The sequence below is a fragment of the Streptomyces sp. RKAG290 genome, assembly GCF_023701695.1.
Taxonomy (GTDB): Bacteria; Actinomycetota; Actinomycetes; order Streptomycetales; family Streptomycetaceae; genus Streptomyces.
Window position 1 is genome coordinate 2,154,365 of sequence record NZ_JAJOZC010000001.1, and the last position, 22,513, is coordinate 2,176,877.

The window sequence follows — 22,513 nt, forward strand, 5'->3', positions numbered from 1 at the left end:
TGCCTGCGCCCGCCAGGGATTACGGGACGGCCCTCAGCCGCGCCGGGACCGGACCGCCTCTTCCAGCCGCTTGCCGAAGTCCGCGTCGGCCTGGCGGAAGTTGTCGATCGCGCGCTCGGCGATGTCGTCGCGCGAGACCTTCGAGATGAACTGCGCCAGGTTGTCGATCAGCCGGCTCTTCTCGTCCTCGGAGTAGAGCCGGTACAGGTCGCCGGCCTGGACGAAGTCGCTGTCCTCGGCATGGGCGACGGCCTCGTGGGCGCCGGCGTCACCGGTGACCGGGACCGGCTGCCACAGCGGCCTGTCCGTCTGGACCGGGCCGCCGAAGCTGTTCGGCTCGTAGTTCTTCGTACCCTTGTGGCGGCCGTCGTACAGGGCGCCGTCGCGGCTGTTGGTCCGCGCCTCGGTGGCGTGCGGGCGGTTCACCGGCAGGTGGTCGGCGTTGATGCCGACGCGGTAGCGGTGTGCGTCGCCGTAGGCGAAGAGGCGGCCCTGGAGCATCTTGTCCGGGGACGGGCCGATGCCGGGCACGAAGTGCGTGGGGCTGAAGATCGACTGCTCGGTCTCCGCGAAGATGTTCTCGGGGTTCCGGTTGAGCTCCAGCTTGCCGATCTCGATCGGCGGGTAGTCCGCGTGCGGCCACACCTTGGTGAGGTCGAACGGGTTGAAGCGGTACGTGGCCGCCTCGGCCGCCGGCATGATCTGGACCTGCACGGTCCAGGACGGGAAGTCCCCGCGCTCGATCGACTCGCGCAGGTCCCGCTGGTGGCTGTCCGGGTCCACGCCGGACAGGCGGTTCGCGTCGTCGGTGGTGAGGTTCTTGATGCCCTGGTCGGTCTTGAAGTGGTACTTGACCCAGAAGACCTCGCCGGCCTCGTTGTTCCACTGGTAGGTGTGCGAGCCGTAGCCGTTCATGTGGCGCAGCGTGGCCGGGATGCCCCGGTCGCCGAAGAGCCAGGTCACCTGGTGGGTGGACTCGGGCGACAGACCCCAGAAGTCCCAGACGTTGTCCGCCTCCTGCGAGCCGGTGTACGGGTCGCGCTTCTGGGTGTGGATGAAGTCGGGGAACTTGATGGCGTCCTTGATGAAGAACACCGGGGTGTTGTTGCCGACGAGGTCGTAGTTGCCGTCCTCGGTGTAGAACTTCAGCGCGAAGCCGCGGGGGTCACGCACCGCGTCGGCGGAGCCGAGGTTGCCCGCGACGGTGGAGAAGCGCAGGAAGGTCTCGGTCTGCTTGCCGACCTCGGAGAGGAACCTCGCACGCGTCCACTGCGAGACGTCGCGGGTCAGCGTGAACGTGCCGTACGCACCGGCGCCCCGGGCGTGCACGATGCGCTCCGGGATGCGCTCGCGGTTGAAGTGCGCGAGCTTCTCCAGCAGCGACTGGTCCTGCACCAGGACGGGACCGCCGGCGCCCGCGGTCTGACTGTTCTGGTTGTCGGCGACCGGCGCGCCGGCCTCCGTGGTGAGCGGTCCCTGCGTCACGTGCGCCTCCTGCGTCATTCCTGCACATTCGCCATGCCGTCATGGCGTGCACAGCCTGTCCCTCGGCGTATGCCGTGCTCGATCCTACATTGGACTTAGTCCAAGTCAAGCAGGCATCCAAAGTCACACCTGTTCGGGACACGGCCCCTCCACTGCTAGGCTTGCCCTCATGAGTGACCTGCTGGAACGACTTCGTGGACGCGGCTGGCGCATGACTGCGCAGCGGCGCGTCGTGGCCGAGGTCCTCGACGGGGACCATGTGCACCTGACGGCCGACGAGGTCCACGCACGGGCCGTCGACCGGCTGCCCGAGATCTCCCGCGCCACCGTCTACAACACGCTGGGCGAGATGGTGACCCTCGGCGAGGTCATCGAGGTCTCCACCGACCGCCGGGCCAAGCGGTACGACCCGAACGCCCACCGCCCCCATCAGCACCTGGTCTGCGCGACGTGCGGCGCGATCCGTGACGTACACCCGGCGGGCGATCCGCTCGCGGACCTGCCGGCCGGGGAGCGCTTCGGCTTCACGGTCTCGGGCGTCGAGATGACGTACCGCGGCACCTGCCCGAACTGCGCCGCGAACGCCTGACCCAACCCCCGAGCCCCGTACCGGAGACCACTCCCGGCGCGGGGCCGTTTCGGGTTGCGCCGGGGCGGCCGGGCCGAATCCGTAGACACCCGGCCGGGGTGGACAACTCACGGGCCGAGTCCGTGCCCCCCCCTGCCGACACGGTCGCTGCGGGGCGGTGCACCCGGCCGGAGGGATCACCCGGACGCACCCCCGCCACACCTCCGCCCCGCGTACCCCCTTCCCGAATCTGACGGGCCGTCATATCGTCATCGGCGATCACCGCCGCCCCGCGGCGGCTCCGCACCTCGACACGTACGAGGAGAGACCCGTGGGAGACCCGCACCCGAACCCACCCCCCGCACCACCGCCACCGCAGCCCACCACCCCCAAACTCCGCGCCCGCTCGCTCGCCCGCTCCTTCGGGCGGGGAACCAAGGCCGTCGCCGCACTCGGGCCGGTCGATCTCGACATCGCCCCGGGTGAGTTCGCCTGCATCGTCGGGCCCTCTGGCTGCGGCAAGTCCACTCTGCTGAGGATCGCCGCCGGACTGCTCCGGCCCAGCGCCGGCGAGCTGTCCATCCGTACGTCATCGCCCCGCCCGGCCGCGATGATCTTCCAGGACTACGGGATCCACGACTGGAAGACCGTCCTCGCCAACGTCCGCTTCGGCCTCGACATCCAGCGGGTACCGCGCCGGGAGGCCGATGCCAGAGCGCGCGACTGGCTCTCCCGGATCGGCCTCGCCGAATTCGCCGGCGCCTATCCCGCGGCGCTCTCGGGCGGGATGCGCCAACGGGTGGCGATCGCCCGGGCGCTCGCCGTGGAGCCGGAGATCCTGCTGATGGACGAGCCGTTCGCGGCACTCGACGCCCAGCTGCGCACGATCCTCCAGGACGAACTGCTGGAGCTCACCCAGACCACCCGCACCACCACCCTCTTCATCACCCACAGTCTGGAGGAGGCGATCGTGCTCGGGGACCGGGTGCTCGTGATGTCCGCCAGACCCGGCCGGATCATCGCCGAACACCACCCGCCGTTCGAGCGGCCGCGCACCGGGGACATCCGCTCGACCCCCGAATTCACCGCGCTGAAGAGCGAGTTGTGGGACCTGCTGCGCGGCGAGGTCCACGGAGAGGCGGCCCTGGCATGAGCACCGCCCTGAAGACCGCGAGCAGTGACGAGCAGGTGCTGGTCCGCAGGCCGGGCCCGCAGGAACTGCGTCCCGTACGCACCCACCGCAGGCGCCGCACCCTGGAGATCACGCTCGCCGTCGCCGTACCGCTGCTCCTGGTGCTGCTCTGGCAACTGGCCGCAGCCAGGACCTGGATCGACGACCGCGTCTACCCCGCGCCGTCCACGATCCTCGCGGACGGCTGGGACCGGGCCGCCGACGGTGAGCTGTGGCCGGATGTGTGGGCAACGCTCAAGCGAGTGCTCGGCGGCTACGCGATCGGCACGGTCGCGGGTTACGCGCTCGGCCTGCTGATGGGGTCGCTCGCCCTCGTACGGGCGGCGCTGGAACCGCTGCTCGACGCCCTGTACGTCGTACCGAAACTGGCTCTGCTGCCCGTCTTCCTCAATATGTTCGGCCTCGGCGAAGGGCCGCAGATCGCCCTGGTCGCGGCCACCGTCTTCTTCTTCGTCTGGATCTCGACCATGGCGGCCGTGCTCGCCGTCCCGGCCGGCCACCGGGACGCGGGGCAGGTCTTCGGTGCCTCCCCTGGCAGATGTTCCGGCACGTGCTCCTGCCCGCCTCGCTGCCCGCGGTGCTGGTCGGTGCGCGGATCGCCGCGGGGGTGGCGGTGCTCGTCATCGTCGCGTCGGAGCAGATCGCCGCGGCCGACGGGCTGGGGCACCTGATCTTCGACTCCCGGGCGCTGTTCCAGAACGATGTGATGTTCGTCGGCATCGTCTGTGTGGCGGTCCTCGGTGTCGTCTTCTCCGAAGTGGTGCGGATCGTCGGCCGGCTGCTCACCCCGTGGGCCCCGCGTGACCGCGGCCGCAGTCAGTCGTGAACGGCCCACCTCGCTCTTCGTACGGAGGCACTGTGCGTACACGTACCCCTCTCACCCGCACCGCCGCGCTCGTGGCGGCAGCCCTGCTCGGCGCGGCAGGCTGCGCCGGGAGCGACGCCTCGGGCGGCGACAGGCCCGCCGACGCCGCGCCGCGACCCGTCAAGCCCGTCGCGGGCTGCGGGGCCGGGAGCTGGACCGACCCCTCGGACCTCGCCCCCGACCGCAAGCCCGCCCGCTGCGACAAGGGAGCCCCGGCCGCCCGGCCGCTGGCGAGGAAGCGGAAGATCACCCTCGCCACCGGCACCCTGAGCGCGGAGTACGTCGCCCCGCTCCAGGTCGCGGTCGCCAGGGGCGAGTTCGCCAAGGAGGGCCTGGACGTCCGGCTGAAGGTGCTCCCCACCCCCGACGCCCTGCCCCTGCTCGCCAAGGGCGACGTCGACGCCCAGTGGGCGGCGCCGGAGGCCGCGGTGATGAACGGCATCAACGGCGGCTTCGACATCAAGTGGGTCGCGGGAAACTTCTCCCCCGACCCGGCCTCCAAGAGCGGCCTGTGGGTGCGGCTCAAGGACGGTGAGAGCGCCGATCACGTCGACATGGCCGGCCGGAAGCTCGGCACGATGATCGGCAAGGGCTCGGTGATCGCCTATCCGATGGACACCTCGCTGAAGAAGCACGGCGGCGGCCTGGACCGGATCAGCTTCCAGCAGCTCGGCTCCGCCGACGTGCTGACCGCCCTGCAGAACGGGGGCGTGGACTCCGCCTGGCTGCTCGACCCGATCTGGCGCAAGGTGGACGGCGACAAGAAGTACGCCTTCCTCGGCGGCCAGCCGGTCGGCGAACCGCTCGGCGGGCTCCTGTTCGGCCCGACGTTGCTGAACAAGGACCCGGACGCGGGCGTCGCCTTCCTCCGCGCCTACATCCGTACGGTCAACACCTACTTCGCCGGCGACTACAAGTCCGACCCGGCCTTCGTCGCCGAACTGTCCGAGCTGATGAAAACCGACGAGGCCACCCTGCGGTCGACACCGTCGATGCGGATGGACTGGGAGATCCGGAAGGGGACCACGGACCGGCTGCAGAAGGCGTACGCCGACTCGGGAGTCTCCACGGGCACGGCAGTGCCGGAGCAGAAGGCCGTGGACCGTGCGATGTACGGCGAGGCCGTGGGCCACAAGCCCTGACTCGCGTGGGACGGGGAAACACAGAGGGCCGGATCCTTGAAGGATCCGGCCCTCTGTCTTGAGTAGCGGGGACAGGATTTGAACCTGCGACCTCTGGGTTATGAGCCCAGCGAGCTACCGAGCTGCTCCACCCCGCGTCGTTGTGATCCCCACCGTACGTGAGCTCCCCCGACCAGCGCAAATCCCTTGGGCGGGGTCCCGAGGACAGGCCGCGGAGGGGCGTCTTCGAGCGTCGTGGACGAGGCGGGGCGGAAGGTCCGCACACCGGAGCCCCCGCCCACCGCACCCGCCCGCTACGCGGTCAGCTCCTGATGCAGCGCCTCCCGCAACCGCGCCGCCCGCTCCGAGACCTCCGCCGGTCCCAGCTCGACCGCCCGCGCACACCAGCGCTGCCCCTCGGTGAGCTCGCCGCGCCGCGCGGCCAGCAGGGCGAGGCGCAGGGCGGCCCGCCCGTGCCCCTCGTTCGCGGCACGGCTCCACCACAGCGCCGCCTCGCGCTCGCTGCCCTCGCGGGCGAGCAGCAGTCCGAGGTTGAAGGCCCCGTTGCGGCTGCCCGCCTCGGCCGCCTCCCGGTACCAGCGGGCGGCGCTCTCCACGTCCCCCCGTGCCGCGGCGAGCATCCCGACGCGCACCTGGGCGCGGCGGTGGCCCTGCTCCGCCGCGCGCTCGTACCACTCCTCGCACTCGGTCTTCTCCGGCATCGGCTCGCCCAGGGCGGGCGGTCCTGGCGGCGGCTGCCGCGAGTCCAGCACCCCCGCCAGCCGGAAGGCCGCCTCCGCGCTGCCGCCGCCCGCGGCGCAGCGCAGATGACGCTCCGCCTCCTGCTCCTCGCCGTGGTGCAGCAGCGCCATGCCGACCTGGAGAGCGGCCTCGGTGTGACCGGCCGCCGCGGCCCGCTCGTACCAGAGCAGGGCCGCCCGGTCCTCGTCGCGCCCGGCGTGCAGGATGCCGAGGTTGAAGGCGGCGTCGACGCTGCCGGCCTCGGCCGCCTTGGAGAACCAGGGCTCCGCACCGGTCGCGTCGCCCGCCTGGAGGAGCAGCACGGCCAGGGCGTTGGCGGCCTCGCGGTGACCGGCGTACGCGGCGCGCCGGTACCACTGCTCGGCCTGCGGCGTACGGTCCTGGGCTGCGCAGAGCAGCCCCAGGTTGTACGCGCCGTTGACGTCGCCCGCGTCCAGCGCGGCGCGGTACCAGCGCTCGGCCGTCTGCTGCTCGCCGCGGGCGGCGTGCACCGCGCCGAGCGCGTTGGCGGCGTTGCCGTCGCCGTCCTGGGCGGCACGCAGCCACCACACGGCGGCGCTCTCCTGGTCGCCCGCGTCGCGCAGCAGGAAGCCGAGCGCGCAGGCGGCCCGTGCCTCGCCGGCCTTGGCGGAGATGAGGTACCAGCGGCCGGCCTCCTTGAGCTCGCCGCGCTGTTCGAGGATGGCGCCGAGGTGCAGGGCGGCACGCCGGTGACCGCGTGCGGCTGCCTGCCGGAACCACTGCTCCGCCTCGCCCACCCGCCCCTGCTCGGATCCGGCCACGGGGCTGTCGTCCTTGCGCACGGCGGCCCGGCGCGGGCCGCGGCCCTTCCCGGCATCCGATTCCGCAGCCGGACCCAGCCCCGGGCGGCCGAACGCGTCGTGTGCGTCGTCCGCCGTGTCCCGCTCCAGCAGGCGCGCCAGCCGGTAGGCGGCCTCGCGGTGCCCCTGCTCGGCGGCGGCGCGCAGCCAGCGCTCGGCACCTACGTCGCTGCGGTGTTCCAGCAGGTCCGCGAGGGCGTACGCGCCCAGCGCGTGCCCCTGCTCGGCGGACTGGCGCAGCCAGTACTCGGCGCCGGGCTCGTCGCCGCGCTCACGGTAGTGGCGCCCGAGGGCATGCGCCGCGGCGGCGGAGCCGGCGACGGCCGCGATCCGCCACCAGTCGGCCGCCTCGTCCGGGTATCCGCGCTGGTGCAGGAGGACGCCCAGGTTGTTGGCCGCGGCACGGTCGCCGTCGGCCGTGGCCGCGCGCAGGTAGGACTCGGCGCCGGCCAGGTCGCCCCGGCGCAACAGCAGCGCCCCGAGCACGCTCATCGACGCGGTGTCCCCGGCGTCGGCGGCACGACGGTGACGCGCCTCGCTCTCGGCGTTGTCCGCACTCTCAGCGGTCTCCGCGCCCTCGGCGTTCTCCACGCCGTCCGCGGACTCTGCGGTCTCTGCACTCTCGACGGTCGCGGCACACTCCGCAGTCTCGGCGGTCTCGATGTTGTCGTTGTATCGTGCGGCGGCTGCGGCGAATGCCGCATCCGTCAAGTTTTCCGCCGGATGGACGCGACGCTGCACAAACCGCCCTGTCTCCAACAGAGTTGCCCTGTCCCCCATAAATACCATCGTCGCACCACCTGTTACCCGCGTACACCTGGTATATCGCGGCCAGTGAGGTCACTTCAGCGTTTTGTCGACATGCCCACAGAGAGACAAGTCAAACACGCCCAAGCCCAACTCGTGCCCCATGAACCGCACTTCACGCCCAATGTGCGGAAAAGTCACGGCGGCACGACGAAGGCCCGGATCCTCGAAAGGATCCGGGCCTTCGTCTTTCAGTAGCGGGGACAGGATTTGAACCTGCGACCTCTGGGTTATGAGCCCAGCGAGCTACCGAGCTGCTCCACCCCGCGTCGTTGTGTTCAAACCGTACCACGACGCGAAGGTGAAGCTTTACCGACTTACTCAGCCGCCACTGTCGGCGCTTTCCGTACTGCTCGGCTTATCCGTCTTGCCCGCCTTGTCTGACTTCTCCGTCTTTGCGGGGCTGCCTGACTTCGGCTGGGCGGCGGCTGCGCGCTGCAGTGCGTCCTGCAGATCCGTCTGGGCCTTGCCGTAGGCGGTCCAGTCCTGGTCCTTCAGGGCTGCCTCACCTGCCGTGTAGGCCTTCTGCGCATCGGCGATGGCCTTCTTCAGCGCGGCGTCGCCGGTGGCCGGGGTCTCCGTGTCACCCGGTGGTCGCGTGGTGTCGGCCGGCGGCTCGGTCGTATCGGAACCGTCCGCCCCGAAGACCGAGTTGAGTGCCTCACCGAGGCTGTTCTCGAAGACGATCTTCGACCCGTACGAGGCGGCGACCTTGCGCAGCAGCGGATAGTTCTGCGTGCCACCGCGCGTGTACACCGGCTCGATGTAGAGGAAGCCTCCTTCGAGCGGCACCGTGAGCAGGTTGCCGTACTCGATGTCGGAGTCGGTTCCCTTGAGGTTTCTCACGAACTCGGCGACGTCGTCATTGCCGTTGAGCTCGCTCTGAACCTGGCCGGGGCCCTTCACCGTCGTGGTGACTCTCAGCAGTCTTATCGTGCCGTAGTCCTTGCTGGCCGCATCGGCGTCCACCGCCATGAACGCCCCGAGGTCGGGCCGTCCCTTCGGAGTGAACGTCGTGGTCAGCGAGAACTTCTGAGCCTTCTGGTCCGGCATCTTTATGCTCAGGTAGTACGGCGGCACGGCACCGGACTCCTGGTTGGTCGGGTCGTCCGGGACCTGCCACGCGTCACTGCCGCTGTAGAACTGGGCGGGGTTCGTCACGTGGTAGCGGGTGAGCAGCTCACGCTGCACCTTGAACAGGTCCTGCGGGTACCGCAGATGGTCCATGAGGTCCTGCGGGATGTCCGCCTTGGGCTTCACCGTCCCGGGGAACGCCTTGCGCCAGGTCTTGAGGATCGGGTCCTCGGTGTCCCACTCGTACAGCTTGACCTTGCCGTCGTACGCGTCGACGGTGGCCTTCACCGAGTTGCGGATGTAGTTGACCTGGTTCTGCTGGGCGACGACCGCACGCTGGTTGGTGGTCAGCGAGTCGGCCGTGGTGTCGCCCAGCGTGGTGCGCGAGGCGTACGGGTAGCCGTTGGTCGTGGTGTACGCGTCGACGACCCACTGGATACGGCCGTTGACGACGGCCGGGTAGGCATCGCCGTCGATGGTCAGCCAGGGCGCGACCGCCTCGACGCGCTCCTTGGGGGTGCGGTTGTACAGAATCCGGGAGCCCTCACCGATGGCTCCCGAGTACAGGATCTGCGGTTCGCTGAACGCCACCGCGTAGGCGGCTCGGTTGAACGCGCTGGAGAGGCTGACCCCGCTCTTGCCCTTGTAGCTGGTGGTCTTTTCGCCGTCCTCCTCGTAGTCGAGCTCCTTCTGGGGCCCGCCGACGATGGAGTACTGCTCGGTCTTCTCGCCGTAGTAGATCTCCTGCTGGTAGGAGCCCAGCTCACCGGTGGTCGGCAGACCGGACTCGGTGAAGTCGGGAGATCCCAGCGGGTTCTTGCCGGTCGTGGTGCCGCGTGCGGCGATGGCACCGTAGCCGTGGGTGTAGGTGAAGTGGTCGTTGATCCAGTTGCGCTTGGGGATGCCCTGCAGGTTGAGCTCGCGCAGACCGATGACCGTGTCCTGCTCCTTGCCGGCCTTGTCCTCGTAGCGGTCCACATCCAGCGTCTTGGGGAACTGGTAGTAGTTCCTCTTCTGCTGGAGCTGCTGGAAGGCCGGGGAGACGACGTTGGGGTCCATCACCCGGTAGCTGGCCGCGGCGTCGGCGCTCGCGCGGAGCTTCGCGTCGTCGTCCGTGGTGCTCTTGCCGGAGTAGTCGGTGACCTCCGCGTCATCGATGTCGTACGCGTCGCGCGTGGCCTCGATGTTCTTGCGGATGAACGGGGCTTCCTTGGCCTGCTCGTTCGGCTGGACCTGGAACTTCTGCACGATCGCCGGGTAGAGGCCGCCGATGAGGATGGCCGAGAGGACCATCAGTCCGAAGCCGATCACCGGAAGCTGCCAGGTGCGGCGCCACAGCGTCGCGAAGAACAGCACGGCGCAGATCGCGGCGATGCAGAACAGGATGGTCTTCGCCGGGAGGTAGGCGTTGGCGTCGACGTACCGCAGGCCCGTCCAGCTGTCCGTGGCCTTGAAGTCGCTGGACTTCACGGCGAGACCGTAACGGTCGAGCCAGTACGCCACGGCCTTCAGCGCGACGAAGATGCCGAGCAGCACCGAGAGATGTCCGGTGGCCGCTCCCGTCGCCCGCGCGCCGGGGCTGGTGATGCGCAGCCCGCCGTACAGGTAGTGGGTCAGCGCGGCGGCGATCAGCGAGAGCACCGTGGCCGCGAAGCCGAAGCCCAGCAGGAAGCGGTACCAGGGCAGGTCGAAGGCGAAGAAGGACACGTCCAGATGGAACTGGGGGTCCTTCTGGCCGAACGACACCCCGTTCACGTACATCAGCCAGGTACGCCACTGGCCCGAGGAGGACGCTCCGGCGATCAGACCGACGAGCGCGGTGATCGCGAGCAGCACCCACTTCTTGTACGGGGCGAGACTCATCCGGTAGCGGTCCAGGCTCTGCTGCTCCAGCGACATCGCGCTCAGCGGCGGCCGGAGCCGGTGCGCGAGCCAGATGTTCACACCGACGGCGATGGCCATCAGCAGTCCGAAGACGAGGAACAGTCCGATCTTGGTCCACAGGGTCGTGGTGAAGACGGATGAATACGCGACCGACCGGTACCAGAGCCAGTCCGTCCAGAACCCCGCGAACATGACGAACGCCATGGCGAGGATCGCCAGGACGCCCAGTGTCATGAGCAGGGTTCGGGCGCGCCGGGACGGGCGGCCGACTCTGATCCGTGGCCCTGTCGGGCCTCCGCCGCGGTCCGGCATCTGGAAAGCCAACGTGCGCACCTCGAAGTTCGCGGTCGTGTGAAGCGGGCCCAGCGATCGTAGAGCCCACCTATGCAACTTACTGAGGCTTTACCTAGTTCCCGTTCCCGGGGCGGAAGGAGGCAGGATGTTGTCCATGCCCAACGTTTCCCCCTCAGGCCCTCCGATGGCCGCGAGCCCGCTCACCGTCGCGGTGCTCGAAATCGACGAATACATCTCCGGCCTCGGCTGGGACCAGCCCGCCCGGCTCTTCGCCCTTGTCGACACCGCCCGGCTGCGGGTCCAGGAGCCCGGCCTCGCCGCCCAGCTCGGCCTCGACGACGACGGTTCGAAGGCCGCCGCACTCACCCCTATCGAGCAGGAGGAGCTTCCCGCAGGTACCGCGCTCGACGAGTTCCTCGCCACGATCGCCTGGCCGGACGCGGTGGTCGGGTGCGCGATGACGGTGGAGCGGCTGATGCTGCCGCCGTCCGCCGAGGCCTCCGTACCGGAAGGCCTCGATGACGCCCAGCTGACCAAGTGGGTCGCCCGGCACCCCGACCGTCAGGAGGTCCGGATGACGGTGGCCGTCCTGCGCGACGGTGCCCGGGAGTCGGCCGTACGGCTGCGGGAGAAGGACTCGCCGAACGACGTGCTGACCGGTGCCGGTCTCGTGCCGGGGCTGGCCGAGGCGCTGGCCGCCACCTTCGAGTCCTGACCTCGCGCGTCCGCCGGTGCGGGGACGCGGTCAGCCTGTCGAGCAGCTGGGCAGTGCGGCCGTGTCCCCCGAGCGGATGCTGTCCAGGGACTTCTTGGCGTCGTCGATGTTCTTCACCCGCACCAGCGTGAGGCCGTCCGGGGTGTCGGAGGCCGCCGCCTTGCAGTTCTCGTCGGGGGTCAGGAAGTAGCGTGCGCCCGCGTTGCGCGCGCCGACCAGCTTCATGTTGATCCCGCCGATCGGGCCGACCTTGCCCTTGTCGTCGATCGTTCCGGTGCCGGCGATGAACTTGCCGCCCGTCAGCTGGGACGGGGTCAGCTTGTCGACGATGCCCAGCGAGAACATCAGACCGGCGCTCGGACCGCCCACGTCGGCGAGCTTGATGTCGATCTCGAACGGGAAGGTGTGGTCCGTCCCCGCCTGGATGCCGACGATCGCGCGGTTCTCCTTGGGGCCTTCTCCGTCGTGAGGGTGATCTTCTCGGTGCCCCGGGGTTCCTTGCCGGCCTTCTCGGCCGCTGCCGCGGTCTTGGCCGGGATGACCGTGAACGTGACGTCCTGGCCGGGCTTGTGCCGGGTGACGAGCTTCGCGACGTCCTCGGGCTGCTTGACCGCCGTACCGTCGACGGCCTTGATCACGTCGCCGGCGTGCAGCTTGCCCTGCGAGGGGCTGTCCTTGATGACCGTGGAGACCACGACCCGCGACGACACCGGGATGCCGAGTTCCGTGAGCGCCGCGACCTTGGCGCTCTCCTGGGACTGGCTGAACTCCTCGGCGTTCTCCTGCGTCGACTGCTGCTCGGTCTTGCCGTCCGGGTAGAGGGTGTCGTGCGGGACGACCAGGGTGTCGTGCCCCAGCCATCCGTAGACGGCCTCGACGAGGTTCATGTTGTAGTCGGCGCCGGTCACCCTGACCGTCGTCATGTTGAGATTGCCGGACGTCTTGTACGTCTTGTGCCCGCTGATCTGCAGGACAGGCTCACCGCCGACCTTGCCGAGCGTGTTCACGGTCGGCCCCGGGGACATTTCCGAGTACGGAACTTTGATCAGCACGCCTGCGCAGAGCAGCGCGATCAGGACCAGGGTGGAGGCGAGCATCGTCGCGGTGCGGCGTGGCATGGAACGACAGTACGGGAAGGGTCCGTCTGTGCACCGTCGGGGCCGGTCCGTACGGGGGCCGGGGAAGGACGCGAGGGGTGCGCCCGGAAGCCTCGGCAGCCGGTGCGGTGGCACGGATTGGCGACCGCGTACGTCGGGAGTGGCGTCAGACGTTCGATATCTGCTCGACCGGCTCCGAAGCGGAGTGCGACTTCTCCATCGCGGCCCGGAACCGGGCGTAACCAGCGAGCTCGGTGACGTCGCCGGTGGTGCGATTACGGGCAGCCCAGCTTCCCCATATCGCGGCACCGAACGCAGCGAAAAGCGGAATCAACAACCAGGCGAGTGCTGCCATAACGACCTCCCTGCCCATGAGCAACCGCAACTGCCGATCAGCAGATTAACCATCTGCAGAACCAACGCTCATGGCAGGGGTGCGGTTACGCAAATCGGGGCGGATGTCCTCCCGTCCGGTTTGCCCTCAGCAGGCGCCGACCCACTCCTCGGTACCGTCCGAAAAGCGCTGGTGCTTCCAGATCGGGACCTCGTGCTTGAGGTCGTCGATGAGCTTGCGGCAGGCTTCGAAGGCCTCTCCGCGGTGCGGGCAGGAGACCGCCACGACCACGGCGAGATCCCCCACCTCCAGTTCACCCACTCGGTGGACCGCGGCCAGCGCCCGGACCGGGAAGGAGGCGACGACCTTCTCCGCCACCCGGCGCATCTCGTCCTGCGCGGACGGGTGGCACGAGTAGCCCAGGGCCCCGACGTCCTGGCCGCCGTCGTGATTGCGCACGGTGCCGACGAAGAGTGCGGTGCCGCCGGCGGCGTCGTCGCCGACGGCACGGAAGACCTCGTCCACCGACAGGGGTGTGTCGCGGATCTCCATCAGCCGGATGGGGTCCTGTGCCGCCTGCTCGCCGGGGTGGTCAAACGTGGGTGCCATGTCAGCCATCGTGCCGCACCGCGTCGAGATCGCGGAATAGCGCTTTCCACCGGCGGCCCGCGGCCGGCCTTGGAGCCTTCTACAGCCGCCGGGGCGCACGGGCACCCCGCCCCGGTCCGGTCCGGTGCGGTCCGAGGGCGGACGCGCGCGGGCGCGCGCGGGCGCGCCGGACGCCTGGCCCAGGCGGGCGCCACCCCCGATCGCCGCACCGGCCCGGCCTGATCCAAACGAGAGGCCTCAGATGCGGCGGCGCGCCTTGCGGGCGCGGCGTACCAGCGCGGCGGTGCCGAGCAGCGCCACGGTCGCCCCGGCCGCTCCGGCCGCGGTCGCGTCCTTGCGGCCGAGGCGGCGGCCGGCGACGGTGTGGCGCCCCTCCACCTCCTCCAGGAGCGCGGCGAGCACCTCCTCGTTGGTCCAGCTCGGACGCCAGCCGACGTCGTGCAGCCGGCTCACGCTGACCACCCAGGGATGCATCGTGTACGCCAGATCGCCCGCCGGGGACGGGGTGAGGCCGATCCGGTGCAGCCGGGCGGCGGCGCCGAGCGCGACGGCGGAGGGGAGCTCCATCCGGCGGACGCCGCTGATCTCCTCGACCTCCTCCTGTTCGAGCCAGCCGTCGCAGCCGACCGCGAACTCCCCGTCGATCTTCTCCAGCGCGGCGTACTCCAGCGCCGTGACCAGGTCGTCGACATGGCAGAACTGCCAGGTGGGGCGTGATCCGGCGACGACCAGCAGACGCGGCGACTCGAAGTAGCGGGTCAGCGCGGTGTCCGTACCGCCGACGAGGACCGTGGGGCGGACCACCGTGACGTGGAGCCCGGGGTGGGCGCGCGGCGCGCGTCTGCCGAGCCGTTCGATCTCCAGCAGGTCACCGACGCCGGTCGCCTCGGCCGTGGCCCGCAGCTCGGCGTCCTCGGCGAGCGGGACGTCGTTGTCGGGCAGCGCCCCGTAGACCATCGCCGAGGTGCACAGCACGACCCGGTGGACGCCGACTGCCGCGGCGGCGGTCAGCACGGTCTGGGTGCCGCGCACGTTGTAGGCGGTGCGGGCGGCGGGGTCGGTCTCCAGGTCGAGGTCGAGCGCCAGGTGCACCACGACGTCCGCGCCGCGCAGCTTCTCCGCGATGGCGGGGTCACGGACGTCGAGGATGTGCCAGGTCGCCTCCGAGACCTCCCCGCGGCGTTCGTCGATGGCGATGACCTGCTTGATCTCCTCGGAGGCCGCGAGCCGGGCCGCGAGCAGCTCACCGACACCCGTCGCGGCTCCGGTGATGGCCACGACGGGGCCGCGGCTCCTGGAGCGGCTCCGGACGGTCTTGTTCTCGGGCAAGGGGTCGGCCAGGTTTCGCGCTGCGCGAACCTGAGGATCTGGGGAACTCACCGGGCGTCTCCAGCGGTTGTCTTCAGTACGTACCCGAATGACGCGTACGTACCAGGTGGCGTCCATCCTGCCGCAGGCCGGGAGCCGACGGAGCACTGAGGCCCTAAGCGGACTTGGTGTCTACGCTGGATGGTGATGTCGGGCAGTCGCCGTCGGTTCGAGCCGGCGGCCCTACGAGCCGAGGAAACCCGTGAGTGACACCCCATTCGGATTCGGCCTTCCGCCGGAGGAGCCGGACGACGGCGACGAAGGCAAGAAGAAGGACCCCACCGGAGGTGGGCAGGGTTCGGGCGGTCCGGCGAACCCGCTCGGCTTCGGCCCCGGCGCGGGCGGTGACAACCCCTTCGCCGCGATGTTCGGCTCGATGAACCCGAACGACCTGGGCGCCGCCTTCCAGCAGCTCGGCCAGATGCTGAGCTACGAGGGCGGTCCCGTGAACTGGGACATGGCCAAGCAGATCGCCCGGCAGGCGGTCTCGCAGGGCACCCCGGACGGCACCAAGGACGCGAGCGTCGGACCGTCCGAGCGCGCCGCGGTGGACGAGGCGCTGCGCCTGGCCGACATCTGGCTGGACGGTGCGACGTCGCTGCCCTCCGGGTCGGTCTCGACGGTCGCGTGGAGCCGTGCGGAGTGGGTCGAGGCCTCCCTCCCCGCCTGGCAGAAGCTGGTCGACCCGGTGGCCGAGCGTGTCGGCCTCGCCATGGGTGACGTGCTGCCCGAGGAGATGCAGGCCATGGCCGGGCCACTGATCGGCATGATGCGGTCGATGGGCGGCGCGATGTTCGGCCAGCAGATCGGGCAGGCCGTCGGTGTGCTGGCCGGCGAGGTGGTCGGCTCGACCGATATCGGTCTGCCGCTGGGCCCGGCCGGCAAGGCCGCCCTGCTCCCGCTGAACGTCGAGCGGTTCGGCAAGGACCTGAGCGTGCCGCAGGACGAGGTGCGGCTGTATCTGGCGCTGCGCGAGGCCGCTCACCAGCGGCTCTTCGCTCACGTGCCGTGGCTGCGCGGACATCTTTTCGGTGCCGTGGAGGGCTACGCGCGCGGCATCAAGGTCGACACCAGCAAGCTGGAGGACGTGGTCGGCCAGTTCGACCCGTCGCAGCCCGAGCAGCTGCAGGAGGCCCTTCAGCAGGGCATGTTCCAGCCGGAGGACACCCCGGAGCAGAAGGCCGCCCTGGCGAGGCTGGAGACGGCGCTCGCGCTGGTCGAGGGCTGGGTGGACGCCGTGGTGCACGAGGCCGCGAAGTCCCGGCTGACCTCGGCGGACGCCCTGCGCGAGACGATGCGCAGGCGCCGCGCCTCCGGAGGACCCGCCGAACAGACGTTCGCCACGCTCATCGGGCTGCAGCTGCGTCCGCGACGACTGCGGGATGCCTCACGGCTGTGGGCCTCGCTCACGGACGCGCGGGGGCTGGATGGCCGCGACGCCCTGTGGGAGCACCCCGACATGCTGCCGACCGCCCACGACCTGGACGATCCGGACGGATTCGTGCACCACGAGCAGCTGGACTTCTCCGAGCTGGACAAGATGCTCGGTGAGGCAGCGAACGGGCCGCAGAAGCCCGTCGCCGGCACGGACGGCAAGGCCGGAACCGGCTCGGACGCCACCGCCGAGGACAGCGGCGCCGATGTCAGCGACGCTGCGAGCGGTGACGCCACCGATGTCGGTGACGCCGCGACCGGTGACGCTGCGGACAGTGACGACAAGGGCAGCGACGGCAAGGACGACACCGACAAGTGAGCCTGCACGAGGACGCGGTTCTCGTACTGAAGAGCTACGAGTACGGCGGGGACACCGCCCAGGAGGAGCTGCGCCGGACCTATCTGGACCATCTGGCGCTGCATCCCGACGGCATGTGGAAGGCCTGTGGGGCCGGGCACCTGACGGCCAGCGCGCTGGTCGTCGACCCGGAACGCGGCCGGGTGCTGCTCACGCTGCACCGGAAGCTGCGGATGTGGCTGCAGATGGGCGGTCACTGCGAGCCCGGGGACGCCACGCTGGCCGAGGCGGCGCTGCGCGAGGCGACGGAGGAGTCCGGCATCGCCGGGCTGACGCTGCTGGCGGGCGGCCCGGTGACCCTGGACCGCCATCCGATCCCGGCACCCTGCAATTGGCATCTGGACGTCCAGTACGCGGCTCTGGCGCCGTCGGGATCGACGGAACGGATCAGTGACGAGTCGCTGGACCTGCGCTGGTTCGCCTATGACGAGGTCGCCGGGGTCGCCGACTCCTCGGTGGCGCGTCTGGTGGCACGTACGCGTGCCGCACTGGACGGCGGCCGGTAACGGAAACAGCAGCACGGGTAAGGGGCGGCCTCTACGGAGGCCGCCCCTTACCCGTTCACCTGTGCCGTGACCCGGTTCTCAGTTCCAGGCGTTGTTCTGGTTCTGGGCGTGGGATCCCTGCTGGCCCATGCCGAACTGGGCAGCCATGCCCTGGCCGATCTGGGCGCTCTGCGGCGGCAGCACCTCGCTCGGCTGAACCAGGGCGAAGCCCTGCCCGAGGAAGCTGAGCTCCCAGCCCTCGCCGGTGTTCCCGCGCCGGCGGAAGACTCCCGAGGAGTGCGTCTGGGCCTGCATCTGCACGCGCAGGGAACTGGACCAGGCGACGATGGCGTCCGCGTCGGCGTTGACGTACTTGTCGGGCGTGACCTGCATCATCAGCGGCTGGCCGGAGGTCATCAGAGCGACCTTGCCGGTACCGGAGATGTTGAGCTGGTACTTGCCACTGCCCGAGATGCCGTACTGGCTGTCCACCGCGATGACCTCGGTGTGGAGCGACGAGTCGAGCGCCAGGACATAGGCGCTGTCCACCGTCATGCCGTCCCGGTCGACATCCACCACGTGGACGTACTGCGCCAGGTTGGCGAGGTAGACGGTGCCCTGCCCGGAGCAGCGCATCAGGTCGAGGCCCTCACCGGTGCTGGCGCGGGCGCGGCGCTGTCCGTGCGACTGGTACTCGCCGTCGAACTCCATCAGCCCCTGGTAGGCGACCATGGCCCCCTTGCGGGCGAGGATGTCGTCGTGGCCGGTCAGCGAGACCCGCAGGAGCTGCGGATTCTGAACCGTGTACCGGTCCTGGGACTGCTGTTCCGTGAAGCTGAAAAGCGGACTCTGCATGGTGTGTTCTCCCTCCCCGTCAGTTCCGGACCCGCAGGCGGTCGGTACTGTCCTCGCTCGGCTGGACGACGACGATTCCCTGGCCCGAGAAGGCCATCTGGAACGCCTCGCCGCTGCCCCGCCCGATGAGGGAGGAGGCCTTGAAGCTGCGCTTGCCCTTCACCTTGAGGTTCGGGGACCACGCCACCAGGGCGTCCGGGTCGACGTACGTCTCGTCCTCACCACGCCCGCAGTCGACGACGATCGGCGTGCCGCGCGAGGTGATGGCGACCCAGCCGGTGCCGGAGATGCAGACGTTCCACAGGCCCTGGCCGGCGAACTTGGCCAGCCCCTTGACCCTTTCGACGCCCCAGGTGAGGTGGCCGTCGAAGGCGAGGACGTTGGTGCCGTTGACCGAGAGGGAGTCGTTGTTGAGATTGACGACGACCACATCCGCGCCGTAGTCGGCGAGGTAGAGCAGACCGTCACCGGCGCACTTCATCAGAGGCGCGCCCTCGCCGGTGATCCACTGCGAGGCGATCTGGCGGACGGCGGGCGGATTGGGCTCGTACTGGATGAAGCCCTCGTACGCGACCATGGAGCCGGTACGCGCGTACAGGTCCTGGCCGGTGGCCATGGCGACCTTCAGCATCGAATGGCCGTGGTTCTCCATCCGGGCCGTGACGGGGGTCGGGGCGTAGCCCGCGAGTTGCTGATTCATGACGGGCTCCCTCAGACCTCGTAGGGCTGGACGACGATGAAGTTCCCGGGCGCGCCCCGGAACTGGAGGTTCACGGTCTCTCCGCTGTGTCCGGGGTAGGCGTTGCGGCGCAGCCGGACCTGGCTGGAGATGATCACCTGGGACGCGGACGACCACGCCACGACGGCGTTGCAGTCGGCGAAGGTGGTCGGGGTGACCGGCAGGACGACCGGCACACCGTGGGTCTTGACGACGACGGTGCCGCTGCCCTGGAACTGCATGGTGAACAGGGCGCCACCAGGGATGCCGTGGCCCTCGATCCTGCGGACCTCGTGCTGCAGCGACTCGTCGAAGGCGAGGACGTTCTCCGCCGAGACGCAGATGCCGTCGCCCTGGAGTTCGATCGCGTGCAGGTGGGAGCCGTCCTCGGCGAGGAAGACCTGGCCCCGGCCGGTACAGCGCATCAGCTGCATTTCCTGGCCGGTGGCATTGCCGACCATGCGGCCGGCGAAACCTGCGCCCTTGTAGCTGAAGTCGACCTTGCCCTGGTACATCACCATGCTGCCCTGCCGGGCCAGCACCCCGGCTCCGCCCATGGTGAGGTCGACGCGCATGAGTTGCTGGTTCTGCGGGGTCCAGCGCTGGCCGGTGGCCGTCTCCTTGTACGGCTGCAGCGCGGCCTGGAGGCCTGCCCCGGCCTGCGGCACCCCTTGCGGCATGCCCTGGGGGACGCCCGCCGGCATACCGGGAGGCTGTTGCCCGTACGGCGCGGGAGCCTGCTGACCGTAGGGTCCGGGTGCCTGCGGCGGGACCTGTCCGAACTGCGGCTGCTGGGGCGGCTGCCCCGGCTGCCCGTACGGGGCGGGCGCGGGCGGCGGCGGCATGGTGCCGCCCTGCGGGGCCAGCGGCGCCGCGATGGTCGGCGCGGCATGCATCTGCTGCTGTGTGTGCGTGGTGGGCGCGGGCGCTGCCGGTCCACCGAAGGACGGTGCGGGCTGCGGTGCCTGCGGTGCGGCCGGGGCTCCGAAGGACGGCGGCACCGCCGCCTGGGCGGGCGGGGCGAACGACGGGGTGGCGGACTGCGGCTGGGGAGCGGCGGGCGCCTCCTCGGCGACCTCACCGCCGAAGTTCTTCAGCAGCGCGTCGAGACCGCCGTCGAAGCCCTGGCCGACAGCGGCGAACCGCCAGACGTCCTTGAGGTAGAAGTCGCCCAGCATCACGGCGCGCTCGGTGGAGAACTCCGAGCCGGTGAACGCGTACCTGACGACTTCCTCGCCGCCCGCGACGATCCGGATGTACCCGGGACCGACCTGCGACATCTGTCCGGCGCCGTCCAGCGTCGCGGTGAACGACAGCTTGTGGATGTTCGCCGGAATGCGGTCCAGAGTGACGCGGAACGACTCGGTGTCACCTGCCTGGGCACCGAGGAGCTGAATGGACTCCTCGGGCGATTTAGGCTGATTGAAGAAGATGAAATACCGGTCGTCGGAGAGCTGCTCATTGGCATCGAGGCCGAAGCAGCTGATGTCAAAGGTCAGTCCCGGGCCGGCGATCTGCACACCTACGTACAGGTCCGTCCCCGGTGTGAGATCGCTGATCTTGGCCTTGTGGCCGCTTTGGAATTCCCTGGCCATGCGTAACGACCGTCCCCATCCGGAAAGTAAATGCGTCGCGCCAGGCTAACCGCAAACTCCGGCGCTGGGCCAAGCCGGTACAGACCCGGTACAGAATCACCGAATGTCACTCGCCGCGCGCGGCGGGCAGGTGCGGCAGCCGCTCGGCCGCCACCACTCCTTCGAGATAGCCACGGGCCCGTTCGGTACGGGGGTAGGCGTCCATGAGCCGCCAGAACCGCGGCCCGTGGCCGGGAACCAGGAGATGGGCCAGTTCGTGGACGAGCACGTAGTCGACGACGTACTCCGGCATCCCCTGCAGCCGGTGCGACAGCCGGATGCTTCCCTCAGCCGGGGTGCAGGAGCCCCACCGGGTGTTCTGGTTGGTCACCCACCGCACCGAGGCGGGCCTCGCCCGGCCCTCGAAATACAGCGCGGACAAGCGCTCCGCCCGCTCGGCGAGTTCGCTGTCACCGAGGATGCGTTTGCGCTCCTGGGCGGCCAGCTTGTCGAGCATCACGCCCACCCAGCGCCGCTCCTCGGCCTCGGACATCCGGGCGGGAATCAGCACGATGGTGCGGTCACCCTCGCGGTAGGCGGAGACCGTTCTGCTGCGGCGCGCGCTCCTGCGGACCTCGACCGCGCTCGTTGCCGAGCCGCGGGGCGGATGGTCTGCCGCGCTGCGCTGATCGGTTCCGGCGCTGCGCGCGGGGGTCTCGCCGGCGAAGCCGGGTGACGGGTCGGCGGGCACGGCACGACGTTACCCGCTGTCAGTGGGGGAAGTCCCGCCTCCTGAACGGTTCACACATGATCCACCCCAAGGCTTGCACCATTTGAACGACTAATACCCCCCGCCTGTGGATAACTTTCCGCACGCTTCCGCGCCCCGCTGCATTCTGGCAATGGATCTCACGCAGCCACACAGACCGGGGGAAGCCGTGCATCCGATGTTGAAGCCCGCACTGCGCCGCGCATGGCGCGGCCGCGGCACCGTCCAATTCGGCGTGACGCCCGCACATGCGGTGAAGGTCGGCCCGATGGATATCGCGACAGGCTGTTTCCTGGAGCTGCTCGACGGGACGCGCGGGATGCCGCTGCTGCGCGAAGAGGCCAGGGCGCTGGACCTCACCGATCATCAAGTGGACACGCTCGTGGTGCGGTTGCTGGACGCGGGACTCATCGACGACGTGCGGGCAGGCGGACCGGAAGCCGACGCGTTACGAAACCGGGTGGACGTCCTGGAGCGCCACCGGCCGGACCTGGCGTCACTCTCCGTCGTGCATCCCGAGCCCGGTGGAGGGATGCGCCGGCTGGCGGCCCGGCGTTCCATGCGCGTGCAGGTACGGGGAGCCGGCCGGGTCGGTGCGGCCGTCGCGGCAGTGCTGTCCGGATCCGGGGTGGGCCGGGTCGAGGTCCTGGACGGCGGGTGCGCCGAGCCGTGCGACATCTCGCCCGGCGGTCTGCCCGCATCGGCGGTCGGAGAGCGCCGGGACTCCGCGGCCCGGCAGCTGGTACGGCGTGCCGCCCCGGGTCCGGCGCCACGGGCGACGCCGCCGGCCGGTGGGCCCATGAGCGGTGAGCCCGGTCTGTCCCTGATCGTGGTCGCCCCGCGCGACGGGCTCTCCGGCTACGTCCCCGATCCGCGCACCGCCGAGCCGTGGATCGCCTCGGGCACTCCCCATCTCTATGCCGGAGTGATCGAGGCCACCGGATTCGTCGGGCCCCTGGTACTGCCGGGAGGCACGGCGTGCGCGGGGTGCCTGGATCTGAACCGGCGCGACCGGGACTCGCAGTGGCCACGGATGCTGGCTCAGTGGCAGTCCGGGCGGCGTACCGCCGTTCAGGCATGCGACCTGGGCCTGGCCACAGCAGTGGCGGGTCTGGCGGCTGCCCATGCGCTGGCCTTCCTCGACGGGGAACTGCCCGCCAGCACCGGGGCCCGGTCGGAAGCGTCACTGCCGCTGTTGGACTGGCAGTCGGAGCAGATCGGCGCACACCTCGACTGTTCCTGCGGAGCGGGTAGGCACACTGAAGGGGTGGGCGCCTCCGGGGCCGGCACGGCGCACGACACAATGGCCGGATAACCGCCGCAC

At 70.1% G+C, this 22,513-nt stretch carries 17 protein-coding genes, 2 tRNA genes and 2 pseudogenes; 8 read left to right on the forward strand and 13 right to left on the reverse strand.

What is annotated here, in order from left to right; genetic code table 11:
- Positions 1-33: 33 nt before the first annotated feature.
- Positions 34-1,503: a catalase gene (locus LNW71_RS09010; RefSeq protein WP_285802075.1), complete on the reverse strand. Its 1,470-nt coding sequence runs from the start codon at positions 1,501-1,503 to the stop codon at positions 34-36.
- 151 nt (positions 1,504-1,654) lie between these two features.
- Between LNW71_RS09010 and LNW71_RS09015 the strand changes: the two genes are divergently transcribed.
- The 4 genes and pseudogenes from LNW71_RS09015 to LNW71_RS09030 all read left to right on the forward strand — a co-directional run bounded on the left by LNW71_RS09015 (position 1,655) and on the right by LNW71_RS09030 (position 5,252).
- The gene (locus LNW71_RS09015) at positions 1,655-2,074 is read left to right on the forward strand and encodes a Fur family transcriptional regulator (protein ID WP_250967756.1); all 420 of its coding nucleotides are present in this window, start codon (positions 1,655-1,657) and stop codon (positions 2,072-2,074) included.
- Between the two features lie 310 nt (positions 2,075-2,384).
- Positions 2,385-3,206 carry an ABC transporter ATP-binding protein gene (locus LNW71_RS09020; protein WP_250967757.1) on the forward strand — a complete coding sequence of 274 codons (822 nt, stop codon included), beginning with the start codon at positions 2,385-2,387 and terminating at the stop codon, positions 3,204-3,206.
- Positions 3,203-4,071 (forward strand): annotated as a pseudogene (locus LNW71_RS09025) (ABC transporter permease). The gene LNW71_RS09020 and the pseudogene LNW71_RS09025 overlap by 4 nt, the downstream one beginning before the upstream one ends.
- Before the next feature lie 32 nt (positions 4,072-4,103).
- Positions 4,104-5,252, forward strand: coding sequence for an ABC transporter substrate-binding protein (locus LNW71_RS09030; protein ID WP_250967758.1), 1,149 nt, complete (start codon positions 4,104-4,106; stop codon positions 5,250-5,252).
- Positions 5,253-5,315: 63 nt separating this feature from the next.
- On the opposite strand, the gene LNW71_RS09035 is transcribed toward LNW71_RS09030, so the two are convergent.
- The 4 genes from LNW71_RS09035 to LNW71_RS09050 all read right to left on the reverse strand — a co-directional run bounded on the left by LNW71_RS09035 (position 5,316) and on the right by LNW71_RS09050 (position 10,891).
- Positions 5,316-5,389, reverse strand: a tRNA-Met gene (locus tag LNW71_RS09035).
- 156 nt (positions 5,390-5,545) lie between these two features.
- The gene (locus tag LNW71_RS09040; RefSeq protein WP_250967759.1) at positions 5,546-7,603 is read right to left on the reverse strand and encodes a sel1 repeat family protein; all 2,058 of its coding nucleotides are present in this window, start codon (positions 7,601-7,603) and stop codon (positions 5,546-5,548) included.
- Positions 7,604-7,816: 213 nt separating this feature from the next.
- Positions 7,817-7,890, reverse strand: a tRNA-Met gene (locus LNW71_RS09045).
- Positions 7,891-7,942: 52 nt separating this feature from the next.
- Entirely contained in the window at positions 7,943-10,891 is a 2,949-nt protein-coding gene (locus tag LNW71_RS09050) for a UPF0182 family protein (protein ID WP_250971943.1), read from the reverse strand.
- 127 nt (positions 10,892-11,018) lie between these two features.
- On the opposite strand from LNW71_RS09050, the gene LNW71_RS09055 reads away from it, so the two are divergent.
- Complete coding sequence (locus LNW71_RS09055) at positions 11,019-11,588, forward strand: PPA1309 family protein (protein ID WP_250967760.1); 570 nt, start codon at positions 11,019-11,021, stop codon at positions 11,586-11,588.
- Between the two features lie 30 nt (positions 11,589-11,618).
- Here the strand turns inward: LNW71_RS09055 and LNW71_RS09060 are convergent.
- The 4 genes and pseudogenes from LNW71_RS09060 to LNW71_RS09075 form a co-directional block, all read right to left on the reverse strand.
- Positions 11,619-12,706: pseudogene (locus LNW71_RS09060) on the reverse strand (PDZ domain-containing protein).
- A gap of 145 nt (positions 12,707-12,851) precedes the next feature.
- A complete protein-coding gene (locus LNW71_RS09065) occupies positions 12,852-13,040 on the reverse strand; it encodes a hypothetical protein (protein ID WP_250967761.1) in 189 nt (62 codons plus the stop codon).
- A 126-nt stretch (positions 13,041-13,166) separates the two neighbouring features.
- A complete protein-coding gene (locus LNW71_RS09070) occupies positions 13,167-13,628 on the reverse strand; it encodes a molybdenum cofactor biosynthesis protein MoaE (protein WP_250967762.1) in 462 nt (153 codons plus the stop codon).
- Between the two features lie 237 nt (positions 13,629-13,865).
- Complete coding sequence (locus LNW71_RS09075) at positions 13,866-15,008, reverse strand: SDR family oxidoreductase (protein ID WP_250967763.1); 1,143 nt, start codon at positions 15,006-15,008, stop codon at positions 13,866-13,868.
- Between the two features lie 190 nt (positions 15,009-15,198).
- On the opposite strand from LNW71_RS09075, the gene LNW71_RS09080 reads away from it, so the two are divergent.
- Together LNW71_RS09080 and LNW71_RS09085 are read left to right on the forward strand one after the other, a co-directional pair.
- Entirely contained in the window at positions 15,199-16,749 is a 1,551-nt protein-coding gene (locus tag LNW71_RS09080) for a zinc-dependent metalloprotease (protein WP_250967764.1), read from the forward strand.
- Positions 16,746-17,294: an NUDIX hydrolase gene (locus LNW71_RS09085; RefSeq protein ID WP_250967765.1), complete on the forward strand. Its 549-nt coding sequence runs from the start codon at positions 16,746-16,748 to the stop codon at positions 17,292-17,294. Before LNW71_RS09080 ends, LNW71_RS09085 begins: the two co-directional genes overlap by 4 nt.
- A gap of 78 nt (positions 17,295-17,372) precedes the next feature.
- Here the strand turns inward: LNW71_RS09085 and LNW71_RS09090 are convergent, their stop codons facing one another.
- The 4 genes from LNW71_RS09090 to LNW71_RS09105 all read right to left on the reverse strand — a co-directional run bounded on the left by LNW71_RS09090 (position 17,373) and on the right by LNW71_RS09105 (position 21,171).
- The gene (locus LNW71_RS09090) at positions 17,373-18,128 is read right to left on the reverse strand and encodes an AIM24 family protein (RefSeq protein ID WP_250967766.1); all 756 of its coding nucleotides are present in this window, start codon (positions 18,126-18,128) and stop codon (positions 17,373-17,375) included.
- Positions 18,129-18,147: 19 nt separating this feature from the next.
- Positions 18,148-18,828, reverse strand: a complete 681-nt coding sequence (locus tag LNW71_RS09095; RefSeq protein WP_250967767.1) for an AIM24 family protein — start codon at positions 18,826-18,828, stop codon at positions 18,148-18,150.
- 11 nt (positions 18,829-18,839) lie between these two features.
- Complete coding sequence (locus LNW71_RS09100; protein ID WP_250967768.1) at positions 18,840-20,441, reverse strand: TerD family protein; 1,602 nt, start codon at positions 20,439-20,441, stop codon at positions 18,840-18,842.
- 106 nt (positions 20,442-20,547) lie between these two features.
- Entirely contained in the window at positions 20,548-21,171 is a 624-nt protein-coding gene (locus tag LNW71_RS09105; protein ID WP_250967769.1) for a M48 family metallopeptidase, read from the reverse strand.
- Between the two features lie 187 nt (positions 21,172-21,358).
- On the opposite strand from LNW71_RS09105, the gene LNW71_RS09110 reads away from it, so the two are divergent.
- Positions 21,359-22,504: a ThiF family adenylyltransferase gene (locus LNW71_RS09110; RefSeq protein WP_250967770.1), complete on the forward strand. Its 1,146-nt coding sequence runs from the start codon at positions 21,359-21,361 to the stop codon at positions 22,502-22,504.
- Positions 22,505-22,513 lie beyond the last annotated feature (9 nt).